This window comes from Paenalkalicoccus suaedae, from assembly GCF_006965545.2.
In the GTDB taxonomy this organism is placed as follows: Bacteria; Bacillota; Bacilli; order Bacillales; family Salisediminibacteriaceae; genus Paenalkalicoccus; species Paenalkalicoccus suaedae.
In genome coordinates, this window is record NZ_CP041372.2 from 180,511 (window position 1) to 197,680 (window position 17,170).

Annotated in this window: 15 protein-coding genes; 3 read left to right on the forward strand and 12 right to left on the reverse strand. The window is 42.5% G+C overall.

Translation table 11 applies throughout. The features are described 5' to 3' along the window. Positions 1 to 26: 26 nt before the first annotated feature. The 3 genes from FLK61_RS01390 to FLK61_RS01400 are packed head-to-tail and all read right to left on the reverse strand — an operon-like array spanning position 27 to position 2,867. Positions 27 to 713 (reverse strand): LutC/YkgG family protein, encoded by a 687-nt coding sequence (locus tag FLK61_RS01390; protein ID WP_176007765.1) that lies wholly within the window; start codon positions 711 to 713, stop codon positions 27 to 29. Continuing rightward, entirely contained in the window at positions 706 to 2,136 is a 1,431-nt protein-coding gene (locus FLK61_RS01395; protein WP_176007766.1) for a LutB/LldF family L-lactate oxidation iron-sulfur protein, read from the reverse strand. Before FLK61_RS01395 ends, FLK61_RS01390 begins: the two co-directional genes overlap by 8 nt. Before the next feature lie 2 nt (positions 2,137 to 2,138). Then, positions 2,139 to 2,867 carry a (Fe-S)-binding protein gene (locus FLK61_RS01400; protein ID WP_176007767.1) on the reverse strand — a complete coding sequence of 243 codons (729 nt, stop codon included), beginning with the start codon at positions 2,865 to 2,867 and terminating at the stop codon, positions 2,139 to 2,141. An 809-nt stretch (positions 2,868 to 3,676) separates the two neighbouring features. Here FLK61_RS01400 and FLK61_RS01405 point away from each other — a divergent pair. The 3 genes from FLK61_RS01405 to FLK61_RS01415 all read left to right on the forward strand — a co-directional run bounded on the left by FLK61_RS01405 (position 3,677) and on the right by FLK61_RS01415 (position 6,925). Next, positions 3,677 to 4,333, forward strand: a complete 657-nt coding sequence (locus FLK61_RS01405; RefSeq protein WP_176007768.1) for a bifunctional 4-hydroxy-2-oxoglutarate aldolase/2-dehydro-3-deoxy-phosphogluconate aldolase — start codon at positions 3,677 to 3,679, stop codon at positions 4,331 to 4,333. Further along, entirely contained in the window at positions 4,314 to 5,306 is a 993-nt protein-coding gene (locus tag FLK61_RS01410; RefSeq protein WP_176007769.1) for a sugar kinase, read from the forward strand. The genes FLK61_RS01405 and FLK61_RS01410 overlap by 20 nt, the downstream gene beginning before the upstream one ends. 113 nt (positions 5,307 to 5,419) lie before the next feature. Beyond that, positions 5,420 to 6,925 (forward strand): UxaA family hydrolase, encoded by a 1,506-nt coding sequence (locus FLK61_RS01415; protein WP_283811876.1) that lies wholly within the window; start codon positions 5,420 to 5,422, stop codon positions 6,923 to 6,925. Positions 6,926 to 7,085: 160 nt separating this feature from the next. Here FLK61_RS01415 and kduD read toward each other — a convergent pair whose 3' ends face one another. The 9 genes from kduD to FLK61_RS01460 all read right to left on the reverse strand — a co-directional run bounded on the left by kduD (position 7,086) and on the right by FLK61_RS01460 (position 16,912). After that, positions 7,086 to 7,841 carry a 2-dehydro-3-deoxy-D-gluconate 5-dehydrogenase KduD gene (kduD, locus tag FLK61_RS01420; protein WP_176007770.1) on the reverse strand — a complete coding sequence of 252 codons (756 nt, stop codon included), beginning with the start codon at positions 7,839 to 7,841 and terminating at the stop codon, positions 7,086 to 7,088. A 14-nt stretch (positions 7,842 to 7,855) separates the two neighbouring features. After that, a complete protein-coding gene (gene kduI / locus FLK61_RS01425) occupies positions 7,856 to 8,686 on the reverse strand; it encodes a 5-dehydro-4-deoxy-D-glucuronate isomerase (RefSeq protein ID WP_176007771.1) in 831 nt (276 codons plus the stop codon). Positions 8,687 to 8,837: 151 nt separating this feature from the next. Then, on the reverse strand, positions 8,838 to 9,923 hold the full coding sequence (locus FLK61_RS01430) for a response regulator transcription factor (protein ID WP_176007772.1): 1,086 nt from the start codon (positions 9,921 to 9,923) through the stop codon (positions 8,838 to 8,840). Positions 9,924 to 9,939: 16 nt separating this feature from the next. Further along, positions 9,940 to 11,691 (reverse strand): cache domain-containing sensor histidine kinase, encoded by a 1,752-nt coding sequence (locus tag FLK61_RS01435; protein ID WP_176007773.1) that lies wholly within the window; start codon positions 11,689 to 11,691, stop codon positions 9,940 to 9,942. 15 nt (positions 11,692 to 11,706) lie between these two features. After that, complete coding sequence (locus FLK61_RS01440) at positions 11,707 to 12,348, reverse strand: YesL family protein (RefSeq protein ID WP_176007774.1); 642 nt, start codon at positions 12,346 to 12,348, stop codon at positions 11,707 to 11,709. Positions 12,349 to 12,492: 144 nt separating this feature from the next. Further along, complete coding sequence (locus tag FLK61_RS01445) at positions 12,493 to 13,338, reverse strand: carbohydrate ABC transporter permease (RefSeq protein ID WP_176007775.1); 846 nt, start codon at positions 13,336 to 13,338, stop codon at positions 12,493 to 12,495. Continuing rightward, positions 13,335 to 14,192, reverse strand: coding sequence for a carbohydrate ABC transporter permease (locus FLK61_RS01450; protein ID WP_249777720.1), 858 nt, complete (start codon positions 14,190 to 14,192; stop codon positions 13,335 to 13,337). The genes FLK61_RS01445 and FLK61_RS01450 overlap by 4 nt, the downstream gene beginning before the upstream one ends. Positions 14,193 to 14,376: 184 nt before the next feature. Then, positions 14,377 to 15,750: an ABC transporter substrate-binding protein gene (locus FLK61_RS01455; RefSeq protein ID WP_176007777.1), complete on the reverse strand. Its 1,374-nt coding sequence runs from the start codon at positions 15,748 to 15,750 to the stop codon at positions 14,377 to 14,379. A 205-nt stretch (positions 15,751 to 15,955) separates the two neighbouring features. Then, complete coding sequence (locus FLK61_RS01460) at positions 15,956 to 16,912, reverse strand: LacI family DNA-binding transcriptional regulator (RefSeq protein ID WP_176007778.1); 957 nt, start codon at positions 16,910 to 16,912, stop codon at positions 15,956 to 15,958. Positions 16,913 to 17,170: the final 258 nt, after the last annotated feature.

Below are 17,170 nucleotides of genomic sequence, written 5' to 3' on the forward strand. Positions count from 1 at the left end.
GCACCTCACTTGTCTCTATGGACTTATTATACGTCATCAACAAGAATATAGCATGCTCGCACAGGTCCATGAACTCCAACGACTAAGCTCATCTCAATATCTGCGCTGTTACTCGGTCCACTAATAAAATTAATGCAGGAAGGCATATCATCTCCGCGCGCTACTCTTTCATGGATCTCTGTCGTCACCTGCGTCATCCGTGGCACGAGCGTGCTCTTTGGAACGATCGCAATGTAACTCTCCGGCAGTAAGCTTACCGACCGTCCTCGACCTGGACCACTAAAAAGTACAACTGTGCCCGACTCTGCGAGCGTACGATCGCTAAACGTAATACCAACATCCGCCCGCTCGGCAGTGTCGACTAAAGACGCCTCACCTTCCCTCCACACATCCACCTTTCCGACAAATCCTTCTAATCCATATTGCGAAAATCGGGCGTCATCCCATGCCAATACAGACTTTGCTCCGATTTCATCAAGTGCACCCTGTAACACCACTTCAAGCGTATCAACCGTCGCTACCTTCACATCCGTATGAATTCGCGCACACTGCTTCGTAAATACGTCAACAAGCTCCTCTGTAGACGCACCTTCTAGCACACGATGCTGAGGAGACCTTGAATAGACTGGTCGCTTTACACCAGTAAGCCTAGGCTCCTCTCGCCCAAGTCGGCTAGCTATCCTCTTTAAAAATCGATCACGATTCTCAATCATGCGCATCGCCTCCCTTGCTACGCTTTTTATACCAGTCGCGGAAGCGCTCCTTCTTTGGCTCTGGGAAGTCTCTAATATCGGTCCACGGCTTCATCGGACCAGGCCCCTTTTTAATCGAGCCACTCTTTGTAAATGACGAGAGCATAAACGGCGCTGACTTTGTGCCGGAATGGAAGAAGGTTGGCGCACTCGCTGCCATTCCAAAGCCTTTCATCGCGAGCGTTTCGGAAAACGGCGTGCGCTTTTGTTCCGCGATTTTCTGTCTATGCTTAATTAGCAGTTCGTGCAGAGGTATCTTGACCGGACACGCATCCGTGCAGGCCGCACATAGCGTCGATGCATAAGGTAGCTCCTGATGATCGTCGTAGCCTTCGAGTAAAGGAGTGAGCACCGCGCCGATCGGTCCTGGATAAATCGAGCCGTAAGCATGTCCGCCAACGTGTCTGTACACCGGACAAACGTTAATGCACGCTGCACAGCGAATGCAGTTTAATGCAGCCTGGAACTCCGTGCCCAAAATCTTTGAACGCCCGTTATCAACGATGACTAGGTGAAACTCCTCTGGCCCATCGACTTCGCCCTCGCCGCGCGGTCCGGTAAGCCCCGTTACATAGCTCGTCAGCTTCTGGCCAACTGCACTCCGACAGAGCATGCTGACAAGCACATCGAGCTCCTCCCACGTAGGTACGACGCGCTCCATTCCCATCACCGTGATCTGCGTTTTAGGCAGTGCCGTCACAAGCCGCGCATTCCCTTCATTTGTAACAAGCGAGATACTTCCAGACTCCGCAACCGCAAAGTTACAGCCCGTTATTCCCAGATCTGCGGTGAGAAACTCTTGCCGAAGCTGCTCACGAGCAAATAACGCAAGCTCCTCTGGATCAGATGTCTTGTCATAGCCGCGCTTCTCCTTAAACGTATCGCGAATTTGATCTTTATTTTTATGAAGCGCTGGCGCAACAATGTGTGACGGCGGATCGTGGTCATCAAGCTGAAGGATGTACTCTCCTAAATCAGACTCAATCACCTCGCAGCCTAGCGACTCTAACGCTTCATTCATCCCGATTTCCTCTGTCACCATCGACTTTGATTTAATGATTTTTTTTGCTTCTTTCTCTTTAGCAACCTTCGTAATATAAGCGTTTGCCTCATCGGCTGTCTCTGCAAAAAATACGTGTCCACCAAGTTCACTCACATTTTCGCTTAGCTGATGTAAGTAGTAATCAATATTTTCGACCGTATGCATGCGAACCTCTTCCGCTAAACTACGCCACTCCTCCCAGTCGCCTAGCTCGATTTCAGCCGCACCCTTGGCACCCTTCAAACGTTCCTGAGCCGACGAAACAGCCTGGCGCATAAACGTATTTGACACACCGTCCTCGACGCGCTTTTTAAAGTTTTGATCTCCGATTTTAATCCCCAATGCTATTCCTCCTCCCCGCGACTATTTAACACCTGTGCGATATGCATCGCCTTAACCGGCTCCTCTTTCCGTTCCATTCTGCCCCCGATATTCATCAAACACCCACAGTCTGCCCCGATCAAAATCGACGCCTTCGTCTCCTTAATATGCTCGACCTTCTCATCGACCATTTGCTCTGAGATTTGACCCATTTTTACAGAAAACGTGCCTCCGAATCCGCAGCATGATTCCCGGTTAGGCAGTGGTTGCAGATCTAATCCTTCCACGTTTTCAAGTAGCTTTAACGGTGCTTCCTTCTCCCCCAGTAGTCGCGTCATGTGACAGGAAGTATGGTAAGTTGCTCGCGCTGATAGCTTTGCACCAACGTCTTCTACCTTTAATACATGAACGAGGAACTGCGTAAATTCATACGTCTTTTTGACGAGCGCTTCGGCGCGTTCTCTCCATTCGGGATCACTCTCAAACAAGTGTGGGTACTCATGAATCATTGATGCACAAGATCCTGATGGTAAAACGACATATTCTGCGTGCGCAAAAGTGGTGATCGTATGTTTAGCCACGTTTACCGTATCTTTTTTATAGCCGCTATTATAAGCCGGTTGCCCACAGCACGTCTGACCTGTTGGAAAATCGACCTCACAGCCAAGACGCTCTAGCACCTCGACTGTATCCTGTCCGACACCCGGATAAAACACATCTGCTAAACACGTAATAAATAAAGAAACCTTCATCGTTTATCCTCCGATCTTTCTCCCATAAAAAATTTTAAGACCTTGTATATCAACTTCTGTAAAAAATGTAGTTCTAGCTTGAGGAATAAAATTTTTACTTATTAAAAGTCCATTCTTCATAATTAAAGGGAAGCTTTACTTGCAACAACTAAATCATAAGGTCATCAGATGACTGAATGCAATTTTTGTTAATTCTACTCTACTATTTTTGTATATGCAAGTGTATAGATGAGTATTTAATTTAACAATTACAATCATTTAGCATTTAAGTAATTAACTACTGATAAGGATTTAATACCAAAAATGCATATCAATCATTGTTAATAATCTTTCTATTAACTTAAAAACTAACTATATAGTTTAAATATTATAAACTTTAATCTGAAAAAATGATTATTTGTATTCCTATATTACTTAGGCGTTAGTCCTTTATGCTTTTTAAATGTACTAGAAAAATAGCTCTAATCACTGAATTGTAATAGCAATGAAATTTCTGCTATTGAAAGCTCTAATTCAACAAGCATCTTTTGCTTCGTTTTATACTTTAAATAAAAATGAATAGGTAAAGGAGAGAGGTTATGTTGAAAATAATTATCAAATCGGTGATCGTAATAGCACTTGAGGTACTTATTAGTAGCCATAGAACTCGAACTATGCCTATCAGATCGGAAGTGAATGTTAGAACTAGATTTATTGAACTAATCATTGTTTAGGAATGATGGAGCATGATACAATAATAAACGTAAACGAACATTTTCAAACCTGAGGTTAATAGAGAAAAATTATCAAAAAGAGTAGGTGGATAGAGAATGAGTCAGCTATTAAAAGAATTAGAGGAAGCAAAGCTTATCGCTATTATCCGTGGAATTACTTATAAGGAGGGGAAGTCGACAGCTCAGGCTTTGAGAGCGGGAGGAATCCGCTTCCTTGAAATCACCTTAAATACAGATGGAGCACTGGACATGATCGCTGATGCTAAACATCAGTTTGGCGAGGAAATGAGGATTGGGGCTGGAACCGTCCTTAATTTAGAGATGGCCAAGGAGGCAGTGGCTGCAGGCGCAGAATACATTGTGTCTCCAAACGTTAATGAAGCCGTTATTGATTATGGCCTAGCTCAAGGTGTCGAAGTTTTGCCAGGTACCTTTACTCCTACTGAAATTGTAAATGCGTATGAGGCAGGCGCAGCGGCAGTAAAGGTCTTTCCTATCGGAGCGATGGGTACTAGCTATTTAAAAAATATTCGTGGTCCTTTATGTCATATTCCTATGATGGTAACAGGCGGAATCAACACGGATAATATCTATGACTATTTACAAGCCGGCGCTTTCTCAGCTGGACTTGGTGGGAATTTATGCGATGTAGACGCTATTAAAAAAGGCGATTTCCAAACGATTCAAGATAAAGCGGAGGCCTATATCCACGCTATAAAAAGGGGATTACAACATGGCGGAGAAAGTCATTGATGTCGTTACAATTGGAGAAAGTATGGTTTTGTTTCAACCGACGGAAGGGGCACAAATTCCATTCAGTCCCTATTTCGTTCCATCTGTAGGTGGGGCGGAGTCTAATGTAGTCACAGCTTTATCTAGGCTTGGCTTATCTACGAAGTGGATCAGTCATCTCGGAAGCGATCCATTCTCGAAGCTAATCCTATCCGCTTTGGCAGGAGAGGGTGTCGACGTAGAGGACGTAAAGCAAATTGATGGCGAAAAAACAGCTGTATTTTTTAAAGAGAAGTCCGTTCAAGGAGATCCAAAGGTCTATTATTACAGGAACGGATCTGCCGCTAGTAAGCTATCAGTAAACGATATACAAGATTCGTGGTTTGAAGGTGCAAGACATTTGCATGTAACAGGGATCACTCTTGCAATCGGAAAAAGTACGCCAAATCTGGTAAAGGCTACTATGGAGAAAGCAAAAGAACGAGGTATGACTGTTTCATTTGATCCTAATATTCGTTTAAAGCTTCAGTCAGTATCGTTTTGGAAGAAATCTATCATGGAGCTTCTACCTCTTGTTGATATTTTTATGCCTGGTAAAGAGGAAGCTGAGCTTTTGCTAGGTAGTCACCAAGAAGAGGAGACCCTTGCTCAGTTTTTATCTAAAGGTCCCAAAGTGGTGGTCATGAAGCTTGGTGAAGAAGGCTCCATAACAGGTTTTAATGACACATTCCACAGAGAGCCACCTCGTCGTATCTCTCACATCGTTGATACGGTTGGAGCAGGGGACGCCTTTTCCGCAGGATTTTTATCCGTATTATTACAAGAGCGAGAGCCGTTAAATTCTTCCATCCTAAAGAATTTGATACCAACAGCTGCTACTCGTGCTAATGCGATGGGAGCTTTGGCTACGCAATATAAAGGAGACTGGGAGGGTAATCCTAGCGTGAGTGAGCTTACTCATTTTATGGAAGGGACACAGGGAACCACTCGTTAAGAAGGATATACTAATCCGTAAAGGCTAGTAGTATACTAGCCTACAGCCGAAATAACAACGTTGTTATTTTGACTGTAGGCGGTTTGGTGATCATCATTATGAAGGGGGCTACCATGAGTAAAGCAAATGTGGACTATATTCAGGTGAACGAAGCGGATCACGTGTTCATTACGCTAAGAGAGTATAAAAAAGGGGATCAGATCGAAGGGCGGGAAGTAAGCTTAAAGGTCGAAGCTGATACCCCATCTGGGCATAAAATAGCGCGCAAGGATATCACAAAAGGGGAGTCCGTTTATAAGTTTGGGTATCCAATAGGTCATGCTACAAAGGAAATTAAAGCAGGTCAATGGGTACACACTCATAATCTAAAAACCTCGTTATCAGGAACTCAGAACTATGACTACGTACCAAAACCTCAGGCGAGCCTGCCTGATAGGCAAGGATATACATTTGAAGGGTACAACCGCAAGGATGGGCAGGCAGGAATTCGAAATGAAGTATGGGTCATTAATACAGTTGGTTGTATTAATAAAACCTGTGAGACGGTCGTCAAAATGGCTAATGAGACATTTTCAGAAGAGGATGGTATTGACGGCGTTTATCACTTCCCACATTTATTTGGCTGTTCTCAGCTTGGAGACGACCTTCATAACACACAAAAAATTCTTAGTGGATTAATTCACCATCCCAATGCAGCTGCTATTCTTGTTATGGGATTAGGGTGTGAAAATAATTACATCCAAGTGTTTAAGGACGTCATAGGTGAGATTGATCAAGAACGAATTGCCTTTCTCGAGGTGCAAAAGGTAGAGGATGAAATAGAAGAAGCACTGAATGCCATCGAGGAGCTTGTTGCCTATGCCTCTACTTTTCAAAAGGAACCCATTCCTTTATCTAAATTAAAGGTAGGCTTAAAATGCGGCGGGTCTGATGGATTGTCTGGTATAACAGCCAATCCATTACTTGGGGCCTTTTCGGATAGGTTAATTGCAGAGGGCGGCACGACGGTTCTGACGGAGACACCGGAACTCTTCGGAGCAGAACACCTGCTAATGGAGCGAGCGGATAACGAAGGTGTATTTAATAACATTGTAACGATGGTCAACGATTTTAAAGAGTACTTTTTACGACATGGGCAACAAATCTATGAGAACCCTTCACCGGGTAATAAAGATGGAGGAATAACTACACTGGAGGAAAAATCGTTGGGAAATGTTCAAAAGGGGGGCTTTGCTCAAGTATCTGACGTCTTAAAGTACGGGGATCGTCTAGTAGCTCCTGGTCTTAATTTACTGGAGGGGCCAGGTAATGATTTAATATCTGTCACCGCACTAGCTGCCTCAGGAGCCCAAATAGTTCTTTTTACAACGGGCAGAGGAACGCCTTTTGGTGGGCCTGTGCCGACGGTTAAACTATCTACGAACACAGCGTTAGCCGCTCGTAAAAAGCGTTGGATTGACTTTAATGCTGGGGTTCTCGTGGAAGGGACAGATAAAGAGGATCTTGCCGAGGAATTCATGCGTTATATCATCGACTTGGCATCTGGTAAAACAAAAACGAACAACGAACGGTATGGTTTTAAAGAGATCTCGATTTTTAAAGACGGAGTAGTCTTATAACAATAAGCAAAAACGTTTCCCTTACACATAACGACCGTTGCCCAGCTTTGAAAGGGAACCACTAGTAGCAAGGAATTGTCGCTCACTTCTTCCCACAAGGCTACATGATAATAGAGCAAAAAAGCTTTCGCCAGAGTAGGCGAAAGCTTTTTTGCTGAGATTAAGAGCTCATCCAGCCACCATCTACACATAGAATGTGTCCATTCATGTAATGGCCAGCATCGGAAGCGAGAAAGACAACGGGACCCTTCAAGTCCTCGGGTTTACCCCACTCGCCTTGTGGAATTCGGGAGGTGATAAACTCATTTCGTGCTTTATCCTCTCGGATTGGTGCTGTATTATCCGTAGCAAAATATCCTGGTGCTATGGCGTTGACGTTCACACCCTTTTTAGCCCACTCGTTTGCGAACGATTTTGTTAGTCCTGCAACGGCGTGCTTCGTTGCAGAATAGGCAGGGACGCGCATACCGCCTTGGAACGATAGCATCGAAGCAATGTTGATTATTTTACCGGACCCATTTTCAAGCATGTGCTTGCCAAAGCCCCTTGTTAATCGAAACACGGCATTCAAATTGACATCTATGACATCATCCCAGTCTTGATCCGTAAAATTCTCCGCTTCCTCCCGACGGATAATTCCCGCATTATTGACTAAAATGTCGACTCGCCCTGTTTTGGAGATCGCATCATGGACGACTGTTGTGAGGCTGGATTGATCAGCTAGATCAGCTTGAATTTCAAAAAACTGCTGGCCCGTTTTCTCAACAAGCGCCTTTGTTTCAGTCTGAGGACTGAAGCTGATGCCAACGATATCGGCACCGGCCTCCGCTAATCCTACCGCCATACCCTGTCCAAGTCCTCGTGTAGACCCAGTCACGACCGCAGTTTTACCAGATAGTGAAAAAAGATTAGTCATCTAAACGTATCCTCCTATCGTAAATCATTCATATCAACGAAATCCATATCTGTAAACGTATAATTCTCTCCAGCCATTGCCCAAATAAACGTGTAGTTATTTGTTCCGACACCTGAGTGAATAGACCAAGGTGGAGAGAGGACAGCTTGTTCATTTCTTATAAGCATATGTCTTGTTTCCTTAGGCTCTCCCATAAAGTGAAAGACTCGAGACTCTTCGTCCATATCAAAATACAGATAAACCTCCATGCGTCGGTCGTGGACGTGGGCTGGCATCGTATTCCACATGTTGTTAGGCTCTAAAAGCGTCATCCCCATCATAAGCTGACAGCTTTGAATGCCATCGCCGTGGATATACTTATAGATAGTACGGTTGTTCGATTCTGCATCACTACCAAGCTTAGTCGGTGTGGCGTCTTTAATTGGCATCAGCTGAGTTGGGTACTCTTTGTGTGCATTTGCTGAAACAAGGTAGAGCTTCGTTGGCTTATCAGGGTCCGCACTTGCAAAGGTCACGTTCTGATTTCCCTTACCAACATACAAACAATCACGCTTATTTAATTCGAACGTTTCTCCTTCGACCGTTACAACGGCTTTTTCTCCGATATTGACAATACCGATTTCACGTCTTTCCAGGAAGTACTCTGTACGTAGCTTGTCTCCTGCATCTAGCCTTATTTCGCTGGTTGTCGGAATGACACCACCTGTAATCACGCGATCATAGTGTGAATACACCATGTTCAGTTCTCCTGGAACAAATAGGTTTTCCATTAAAAAATCGTTTCGAAGTCGATCAGATGTGTAAGACTTAAAGTCAGTCGGGTTCGTTGCATGACGAATTTCCATTGTTCAAAAACCTCCTATAATGTTTGAAAATGTTCATTATAGTTGTAATGATACTAGACTATATCTATAAAAACAAGGGAAGTGATGGAAACCTTTTAAATCTATTAAAAAAGTGTGGTTCGTTTATGTTTGTATTCCTATTTTACGAGTTTTAACTCTGCATCGTTCGATTAATCATGTCTGAAGGGGTATAACCCGTATATTTTTTAAAGGTCGTTGTAAAATAGGCGGGATTCGGAAACCCTACCGCTTCCGAAATCTCATAAATCATATAATGTCCATCCTGAATCATTTTTTTGGCCTTTTCCATACGTACCTTCGTTAAATAGTTTTTAAAGGATTCTCCTGTCACCCGTTTAAAGATTTGCCCTAAATAATTCCTGGAAATATACAGCTCGGCTGATAGATCATGAAGCGTAATATTCTCAGAGAGATGACCATCTATAAAGTGAATCATCTCCTCTACTAATTGACGATGCTTTATGTTTTCCTCCCATTGATCGTGTGTACATATTTGATTGATAAGTGATTTTACCCATTCACTAAAGTGTGCCCAGCTTCTTTGACTTGAAAGCTGCTGATGAAAATGGAACGGATCGTCAAAGAAATCCTCAGTCTTCAAACCGAGGTCCTGTAGAGCACTAGTGATGAGATTCCAAATCTCAATCCCGTATCCTATGCAAACGGACTGATTAAACACATCCTTCTCGTGATAGTGATAGATATAGTCAATCAAAGCGTACGCCTGCTCACAGTCGGCTTTCCGAATCGCTGAAAGAAAGGAATGGGTATCGTGTATGTGTAAAATCTTTAGCGGAGGCTTTGCTGATTCTTTCCAGTCAACAATATATTCGTGATTTGAGTGAGGCATTTTGTTCATACACGTACGAATTGCATCACTGATCGTTTGTGGAGAAGCGGGTTTTGATATGTAATCATCTATGTCTAATCGCATCGCTTTTCTTGCATATTCAAATTCACTGTAACCACTTAAGATAATGATATGAGACGTTATTCCGTCCTTGCGAAGACTTTCGACCATATCCAAACCGTTCATAACAGGCATATAAATATCGGTGATGATGAGATCCGGTTGCGTATCGTGAATGAGTGTTAGACCCTCTTGTCCATTGGTTGCAAATCCGGCAAAGTGGCAGTGTAATTCTTTCCAAGGAATAATTGCTTTCATGCCCTTTCGAACCTTTTCATCATCATCAATAATAACAACATTACACATGGCTCTTCCCTCCCTGTTACTGGTTTTGTGATGTTGCATTCCTATTAAGATGCTCTGCTGTCAGTGGATACCTTAGTGTAACCGTTGTGCCGTCTGTCGAGCTGTCGAGGCGAATAGAGGCGTGCTCACCATAATAGATGGCAAAGCGCTCCTGTACATTTTTTATTCCGTACCCTCCGATATCTTGATTATTAGATGGTTTCAATACCTTGTCAAAGCCGATGCCATCATCACAAATACGAATAATAATTGTATTGGCATCCTTCACAATAAAAAGATGAATATGCCCCTCGTCTTGGTTTCGGAACCCATGAATAAACGAGTTCTCTACAAAAGGCTGAAGAGTCAGTTTAGGGATCTCCATGGCTCGTAGGGAGTCCTCCACATCAACAGAATACGTGAATGAGTCTCCATATTTAAGATGCTGAATGTTCATATAATACTGTAGATAATCTAGCTCTTCTTGAATCGTAATAATACTTTCGCCTTTTGAAAGGCCGATCCTGAGCATGTTGCCCAATTGTTCAATCATGTTGCTTGCTTCTAGATTACCTTGCTCGATAACGGTCCAATTAATCTGATCGAGCGTATTGTAAATGAAGTGAGGATTCATATTCGCTTGTAACGCTTTAATTTCCGCTTCTCTTTGTCGCCTATATTGTTTTTCTATCTCTTTATAAAGTGATTCTACGTGCTCTGTTAACTCATTAAACCCTGAGAAGAGCTCCCCAAACTCATTCGCGTAGTCATTCGGGAGGGCAGGGTTCTTTTCATGAAGTTGATACGTTTTCATTGCAGTAGTTAATCGCTGAATGGGATAGGTAAATTGCCTTGTTAAAAAGTGAATGCTGACGATGATTAATAAGCTCGTCATCATACCAATTGCAAATAAATTTCGTGCCATCATTCGACTGTCTTCCGTAATTTCCTCAAAAGGTGTAATCTGAACAAGGTGCCAGTTGAGCACAGGAATAGGGGATGAAACGACCAAGTCCTCCGAAGCTAGACCTGTTAAGCCAAGTGTGTTGACTACGTTTTTATTGGTAGTAGCATTATTGAACGTGTGATCATTTGTATCGCCAACGGGACTTTCTCCTGTTGAGGAGACCGTTCTGCCCTTATGATCGATAAGCAGAACTTCAGAGTCTGATTCGGCATTATGGAGCCAGCCCTCTACGATTAAAGGATCAAGATTAAGAAGGAGAACGGATAGTAAGTCACCTGATGGCGAGTTAATTTTCCTTCCAAAACTGACGACATCTGTTTCCCCAGCAACGGTGTTTGTTCGTCTACTACCAAGCCAGCTATAAGAGATATTATCGAGCTCCTCAAACCAGCTACTTTCCCTTAGCGTTTCAAGTGATTCATACCGAACCGGCAGAGAAATGTTGTCTACAGGAGGTCGATTCATATATATTTCTACAGAATGAACCGTTTTAGCGCTATAGATAAAATTTGCAAAGTCGTTATTTACAGATGTCCGAAAAGAGACTGGTAGACGAGAGGAACTATGACCTGCAATCAAGTCTCGAAAGGCCTGTTGTCTTGATAAAATAACCGAGTATTCCTGGAAGCGCTGAAGATTATCTCCGATTTCCAAGCTGAGGCGCTCAAGCGACTCCTCCTGATACTCTGTTGTCTTATCAATCAGCTGAGTCGAGGAGAATTGGTAGCTAAAAAAGGTTGTAATCCCTAACACCAAAAAGGAAAATAGAAGAAAACTCCCGAAAAAAATACTTTGAACCTTATATCGCTTAAATATATTCATAGCTCTCATCCTTTATTATGCTTCGTGATACTTGAGCGATACGGGAGGAGCCTTTTCTTCGATAGATTGGAAAACATGCAGTGAGATAGCTAACACCATACCGGCAGGTGCACTGGCTAAGTAAAATAGCATAATGCCAGGAAATAGCTGATAGGCGATTCCAGTCAGGGCTAAGGTCATGGCAATTAAAAACGTCTGCGGTAAGTATGCAAGTCCGATCATTAATGCATAGCGAATGTGGAGGTTAAGATCTGTATGGAAGTGAGTAAATACTGGAAAAATAAAAAAAGCAACGATCAAGTAAAGAATAAAGACAACAAACAGCACTGTACCTAGGAGGAGCCTAATCCAAAATGTCATATCGATTAACGTGTAAAAGGTAAACATAATAGAGAGTCCTCCCCCTATTAAAAGGAAACCAATCACATTTGCTTTAAAAAAGTGTTGCTTATAGTAATAAAAGAAGGTCTTTAATTTCCTATCATTTCGCTGCTTCAATTTTTCGTCACGAAGGACGGAAAATAATGCCGCTGTAGCTGGCGCCCAGCCAAAGATAATGAATCCCATTAGCGTATGACCAACCCAGATTATATTCCATATAGCCAGATTCATAAGACGTTCAAAGATAGAAAAAGCACCGTCTGTAAGCCCTTTCATAACTACTCCCCCTAATCCATCAGGTATATCTCTTATCATACTTGTTTTTCATTTTACTACAATAACACTTTTTTGCAATTCTGATCCTATACTGTAAACGCCTGCAAAGCGGATGTTACTCTGCTTTGCAGGCGATACAAAGGTTTATTTAAGACCTGTTGTAGCAATACCCTGAACAAGGTACTTTTGGAAAAACGCAAAAAGAATAAGCTGAGGTAGCAGAGAGAGGGAGGACATCGCTAACAGCGGTCCCCAATTTGTCCCAGAGTCTGCGTCCATGAAATTGCGTAAGCCAAGTGTGACAGTGTGAAGGTTGGCATTATTTAAGTAAATCAATGGGGCGAGGAAATCATCCCACGTCCACATGAAAGCAAAAATAACAACAGTGACTAGTGCAGGCTTTAATAATGGCAAAATGATTCTTGTAAAGATACCAAACGTAGAGCACCCATCAATGATCGCTGCTTCATCCAACTCTCTAGGAATGCCGCGAATAAATTGAATCAGCAGAAAAATAAAGAAAGGCTGTCCGCCTAGAAAGGCCGGAAGAATGAGTGGGATGAAGGTATTCACCCAACCTAAGTTGTGAAACAAAATGTATTGTGGAATCAATGTAATTTGTACTGGAAGCATGACCGTGGCCATTAGGCAAGCAAATAAGATAGGTTTAAATCGGAATTTTAAGCGTGCAAATCCGTAGGCTACGATGCTGGCACTCAGGACGGTACCGATTACAACAAGAGAGGTCACGATCATTGAATTTCGAAAATATAAATCAAACCCTGTTCGCCCGAAGCCTTCCCAGCCACGAGCATAATTTTCAAATAGTAATTGGCTAGGAATCAAGGAGCTTGCGTTACCAAAAATTTCTGTTTCGGGCTTTAGAGAACTCATAATCATCCAGAGTATCGGGTAAACCATGACAAATCCAAAGAGAATGACAAACGTGTAGTAAATAAAATTTGAAAAGGATGAGTGTTTCTTTTTCATGATTTCCCTCCTTCTGACTCATAGAAGACCCATTTCTTCGAAGTAATAAACAGCAAGAGAGTTATAGATGCAATAATTACTAAAAGTATCCATGCCATAGCAGACGCATAGCCCATTCGTAAATATTCAAAGGCCATCTCATATAAATAAAGTGCATAAAATAACGTCGAATCCATTGGACCACCCTGCGTGATGAGGTAGGCCTGAGTAAATATCATGAATCCGCCGATTGTTTGCATGATCAGGTTAAAAAAGATAACAGGTGTCAGCATTGGTATGGTAATACCTTTAAATGATTGCCAGCGATTGGCTCCATCTACAGACGCGGCTTCATAAAGCTCCGTCGGAATTTGGCGTAAACCAGCCAAAAAGATAATCATTGGAGAGCCAAATTGCCAAACGATTAATAAAATTAAGATGGATAGTGCAGTATCAGGATTGCCGATCCAGTTAGTACCGGACAAACCTACGCTTTGCAGGAGCTCATTTACAGCACCATTGCGACCAAAAATAATCCTCCATACAACCGCGATCGCTACACTTCCGCCAATGATAGAAGGAATGTAATAAATCGTTGTAAAAAAGCCAGTTCCTTTTCTTCCGGTGTTAAAAAGCATTGCTAGTGCTAAGGCGAAGATTAACTTTAATGGCGTGGAGACAAAGACAAAAATAAGTGTAACAGTTAAGGATTGTCGAAACCGAGGATCATTTGTAAGAATGTTAATATAGTTGTCGAATCCAACCCAGTTAGGACTAGATAGTAGGTCATAGTCAGTAAAAGAGAAATAAAGTGAAGCAATGATCGGACCTAAAATGAGCAAAAAGAAGCCAAGCAGCCAAGGTGAAATGATCATATAACCTGTCAGGCTCTCCTTAAAGGCTTTTTTACGAAGCCGCTTTTGTTGATCGGCATCAGGCGGTGGGAGTTTAGATACATGTTTGCGCTGATCTGATACATTCGATTGAGACATAGCTGTTCCTCCCTGTAAAAATAGAGGGCAGAAGGTACCCCTTCATTTGCCCTCCATACAAAAATGGTTATTGTAAAATAGATTCGGCCTCTTGCATAAACTGCTGTGCAGCATCTTCAGGTGTAGCCATATCGTATTTCAAGCTCTCTACCATACGTTGGAAAGAACCTCGAACTTCTCCTTCACCTGGTGGTGGAAGCGGATCAGCGGGACTTGTGTAGTCCTCTACTAATTCGAGATACTCAAATGTTTGAGCCACTGGACCTTCTACTTGGTCAGCTAAATGATTTCTTACTTCTGAAGAAATCGGGACACCACGATCGGCCTGCAAAATTTCATTCGCCTCTATACTATTTGTAAAGAAATCGATGAATGCAGCAGATGCTTCCTGTTGCTCACTGCTTGATGAAATTGCAAATGACATACTTGGTCGAATCCAGTTCCCGTTTTCGCCAGCGCTCAAAGTAGGTGGAAGGTTTAAGCTTAACTCCATATCTGTCGTTTGGGCCAACCCGATAATTTGGTTACTAGCCGCCATTGCAGCAGCAGCCGTTCCTTCTCCTGTCATGGAATTACCGCCGTCGATGTAGTCCATTGTTACATCATGCGGTGGGGAAATCCCATTATTTACATTTGATTGAATAAACTCAAAGTAGGATACGAGGATATCTTCATCAAATCCTAGACCATCAGCGTTTTCATTAAAAACAGACTGTCCATGCTGTCTTGCATAAATATAAAATAGTTCAAAGTCCGCATTGTTAAGATCAAAGCCAAAAAATTCTTCGTCTGTCTCTGAAGCAATTTGTGTCATTGCTTCTTGTAAGTCCTCATAGGTATATCCAGGCTCGAGAGTGACCCCATATTCAGATAAGACGTCATCATTTTGGATAATACCCAACGCATTAGCGCCTAATGAAATGGCTAAAACAGCGCCATCTTCTGTCACATTGATATCCTGATAGACATCATCGACATCGTCCAAATTAATGAGACCCTCATCAATGAGTGGTTGAAGATCCATGAGTAAATCTCGACTACTGTACTCTGTCATTCTAGAGTTATCCATATTGATCACATCTGGAAGGTTATTACCTGCTCCTTGCGTACTTAGTCGTTCCCAGTAACCATCCCAATCTGTATATTCAGGCTCCACAGTGATATGTGGATACTCTTCCTCAAATAAATCAATGGCATCGAGCGTCATTTCATGTCGTTCTTGACCACCCCACCATGCTACTCGAATCGTAACCTCTTCCTCACCATCGCCAGAGCTTGCTGTTTCATTTGTGTCTCCATTCCCGTCGTTATTGCCATCGCCAGCGCTGCCAGTAGTATTCCCGTTAGTAGCGTTGCTCCCATCGCCGCCACACGCAGAAATAAAGACGAGTGACATAATAAGTACGACGAAAAGTAACCCCTTTACAGATCTAAATCTCATGAACGAATTCCCCCCTTGAGCTATTTTTGTAAGTGCTTACATTTTGAATTATAATGTTTGAGAAGAGATATGCATACATACAAAAAGTTAAAAATAGTTTGAAAAATAACAAACTTTATAAATTTAACGAACGTTAGTTCGATTTAGAAAAAGGACAAGCAGTTTGACAAGGTACTAGAAATACCTGTGTAGAGGATGTATTCCATTAAAGGATATCGGAAGGATGGATAACCGGATCAAGAGAAATGGAGGTGACAGGTTGTCCATCAGCAGCTTGCAACAATTTATCTACGAGCGTTTCAACAATAATGGTTAATGGAACGCCAGTGAATAACACCGGGAATGTCAGTTCATGGTGTCCAGACATATTATCGTAGCTTGCTATACGCAAATGGTTAGTCTTTGTGATATTTAACTCATGTATGGCATCTATAGCCCCAACCGTTAAATCATAGCTTCCAAAAATAATGGCATGTGGTGGACTTCCTAATTGCAGGATTGCTTTCATTGCTTTATATCCATCAAGGCGATTTAATCCTTTTGTGTTATATACAGCAGTCGCTCCTTGCAAGGATGATGTGGCAGCTAAAAACCCTTCAAATTTAGCTGCTTGAAGCGGGTCTTCCCCCTCTGTTAACCCTGCATAGAGAATGCTAAGGGCACCTTCCTCTATTACGTATTCCGTAATTTTTTTGACGGCCTCATGCCGATTGACATCTATCACAGGAAATTGGCTTCTTTCTTTTAAGCCAAATAGCACTGTCGGGATTGTTGTTTTCGGTAGCGTATCCTGATGCTGCTGGTCGTCAAAAATGAGCATTGCATCAACCTGGAGTCGTTGAAAAGCTTTAACAGAGCGAGAAATATCATTAATAGAAATGAGAGTCGTATACCCTTCTTCTTCAAGTTGATTATTCAAAAGTGTAATCAATGCAGCCTGCATCTCGCGATCCACGCTTGGCCAGACGACCCCAATCGTAAACGTTTTTCTAGAAACGAGCACTTGCGCCGCCAGATTAGGCTCATAGCCAAGTTCCAATGCGATGGCACGAATTTTTTCTTTTGTCGGTTGCTTAACAAGAGAACTATTCCGTAAAGCTTTAGAGACCGTAGAGTAACTGACTCCAGCAGATTTGGCAATATCTTTAATTGTGACAGTCATAAAATCATTCCTTTTACCATGAATACGTGCATAACTAGCCCTAATCGTATCATAAAAGGTAGGAGGTTCAAGAGATATTCGTTAGCTGTGCGTGAACCGCTACAGGAGAAGCGTTTGAAAAGCCATTCTACCAAAAAGCCTATAAAAATTAACGTTCATCGGTATGCGGGGTACCCGTATATGCTATAATGACACAAATAACAACGTTGTTATTTTCAGGGTGATTAGTGGAAGTTTATGCTATCGCGTGAGCAACTT

Excerpts from the sequence above, each read along its gene's own strand:
- FLK61_RS01450 (WP_249777720.1), bottom strand. The coding sequence starts at position 14,192 with ATGATCATTTCACCTTGGCTGCTTGGCTTCTTTTTGCTCATTTTAGGT.
- FLK61_RS01460 (WP_176007778.1), bottom strand. The coding sequence starts at position 16,912 with ATGACTGTCACAATTAAAGATATTGCCAAATCTGCTGGAGTCAGTTAC.
- FLK61_RS01405 (WP_176007768.1), top strand. The coding sequence starts at position 3,677 with ATGAGTCAGCTATTAAAAGAATTAGAGGAAGCAAAGCTTATCGCTATT.
- FLK61_RS01390 (WP_176007765.1), bottom strand. The coding sequence starts at position 713 with ATGATTGAGAATCGTGATCGATTTTTAAAGAGGATAGCTAGCCGACTT.
- kduI (WP_176007771.1), bottom strand. The coding sequence starts at position 8,686 with ATGGAAATTCGTCATGCAACGAACCCGACTGACTTTAAGTCTTACACA.
- kduD (WP_176007770.1), bottom strand. The coding sequence starts at position 7,841 with ATGACTAATCTTTTTTCACTATCTGGTAAAACTGCGGTCGTGACTGGG.
- FLK61_RS01435 (WP_176007773.1), bottom strand. The coding sequence starts at position 11,691 with ATGAATATATTTAAGCGATATAAGGTTCAAAGTATTTTTTTCGGGAGT.
- FLK61_RS01415 (WP_283811876.1), top strand. The coding sequence starts at position 5,420 with ATGAGTAAAGCAAATGTGGACTATATTCAGGTGAACGAAGCGGATCAC.
- FLK61_RS01455 (WP_176007777.1), bottom strand. The coding sequence starts at position 15,750 with ATGAGATTTAGATCTGTAAAGGGGTTACTTTTCGTCGTACTTATTATG.
- FLK61_RS01410 (WP_176007769.1), top strand. The coding sequence starts at position 4,314 with ATGGCGGAGAAAGTCATTGATGTCGTTACAATTGGAGAAAGTATGGTT.
- FLK61_RS01440 (WP_176007774.1), bottom strand. The coding sequence starts at position 12,348 with ATGAAAGGGCTTACAGACGGTGCTTTTTCTATCTTTGAACGTCTTATG.
- FLK61_RS01430 (WP_176007772.1), bottom strand. The coding sequence starts at position 9,923 with ATGTGTAATGTTGTTATTATTGATGATGATGAAAAGGTTCGAAAGGGC.
- FLK61_RS01445 (WP_176007775.1), bottom strand. The coding sequence starts at position 13,338 with ATGAAAAAGAAACACTCATCCTTTTCAAATTTTATTTACTACACGTTT.
- FLK61_RS01400 (WP_176007767.1), bottom strand. The coding sequence starts at position 2,867 with ATGAAGGTTTCTTTATTTATTACGTGTTTAGCAGATGTGTTTTATCCG.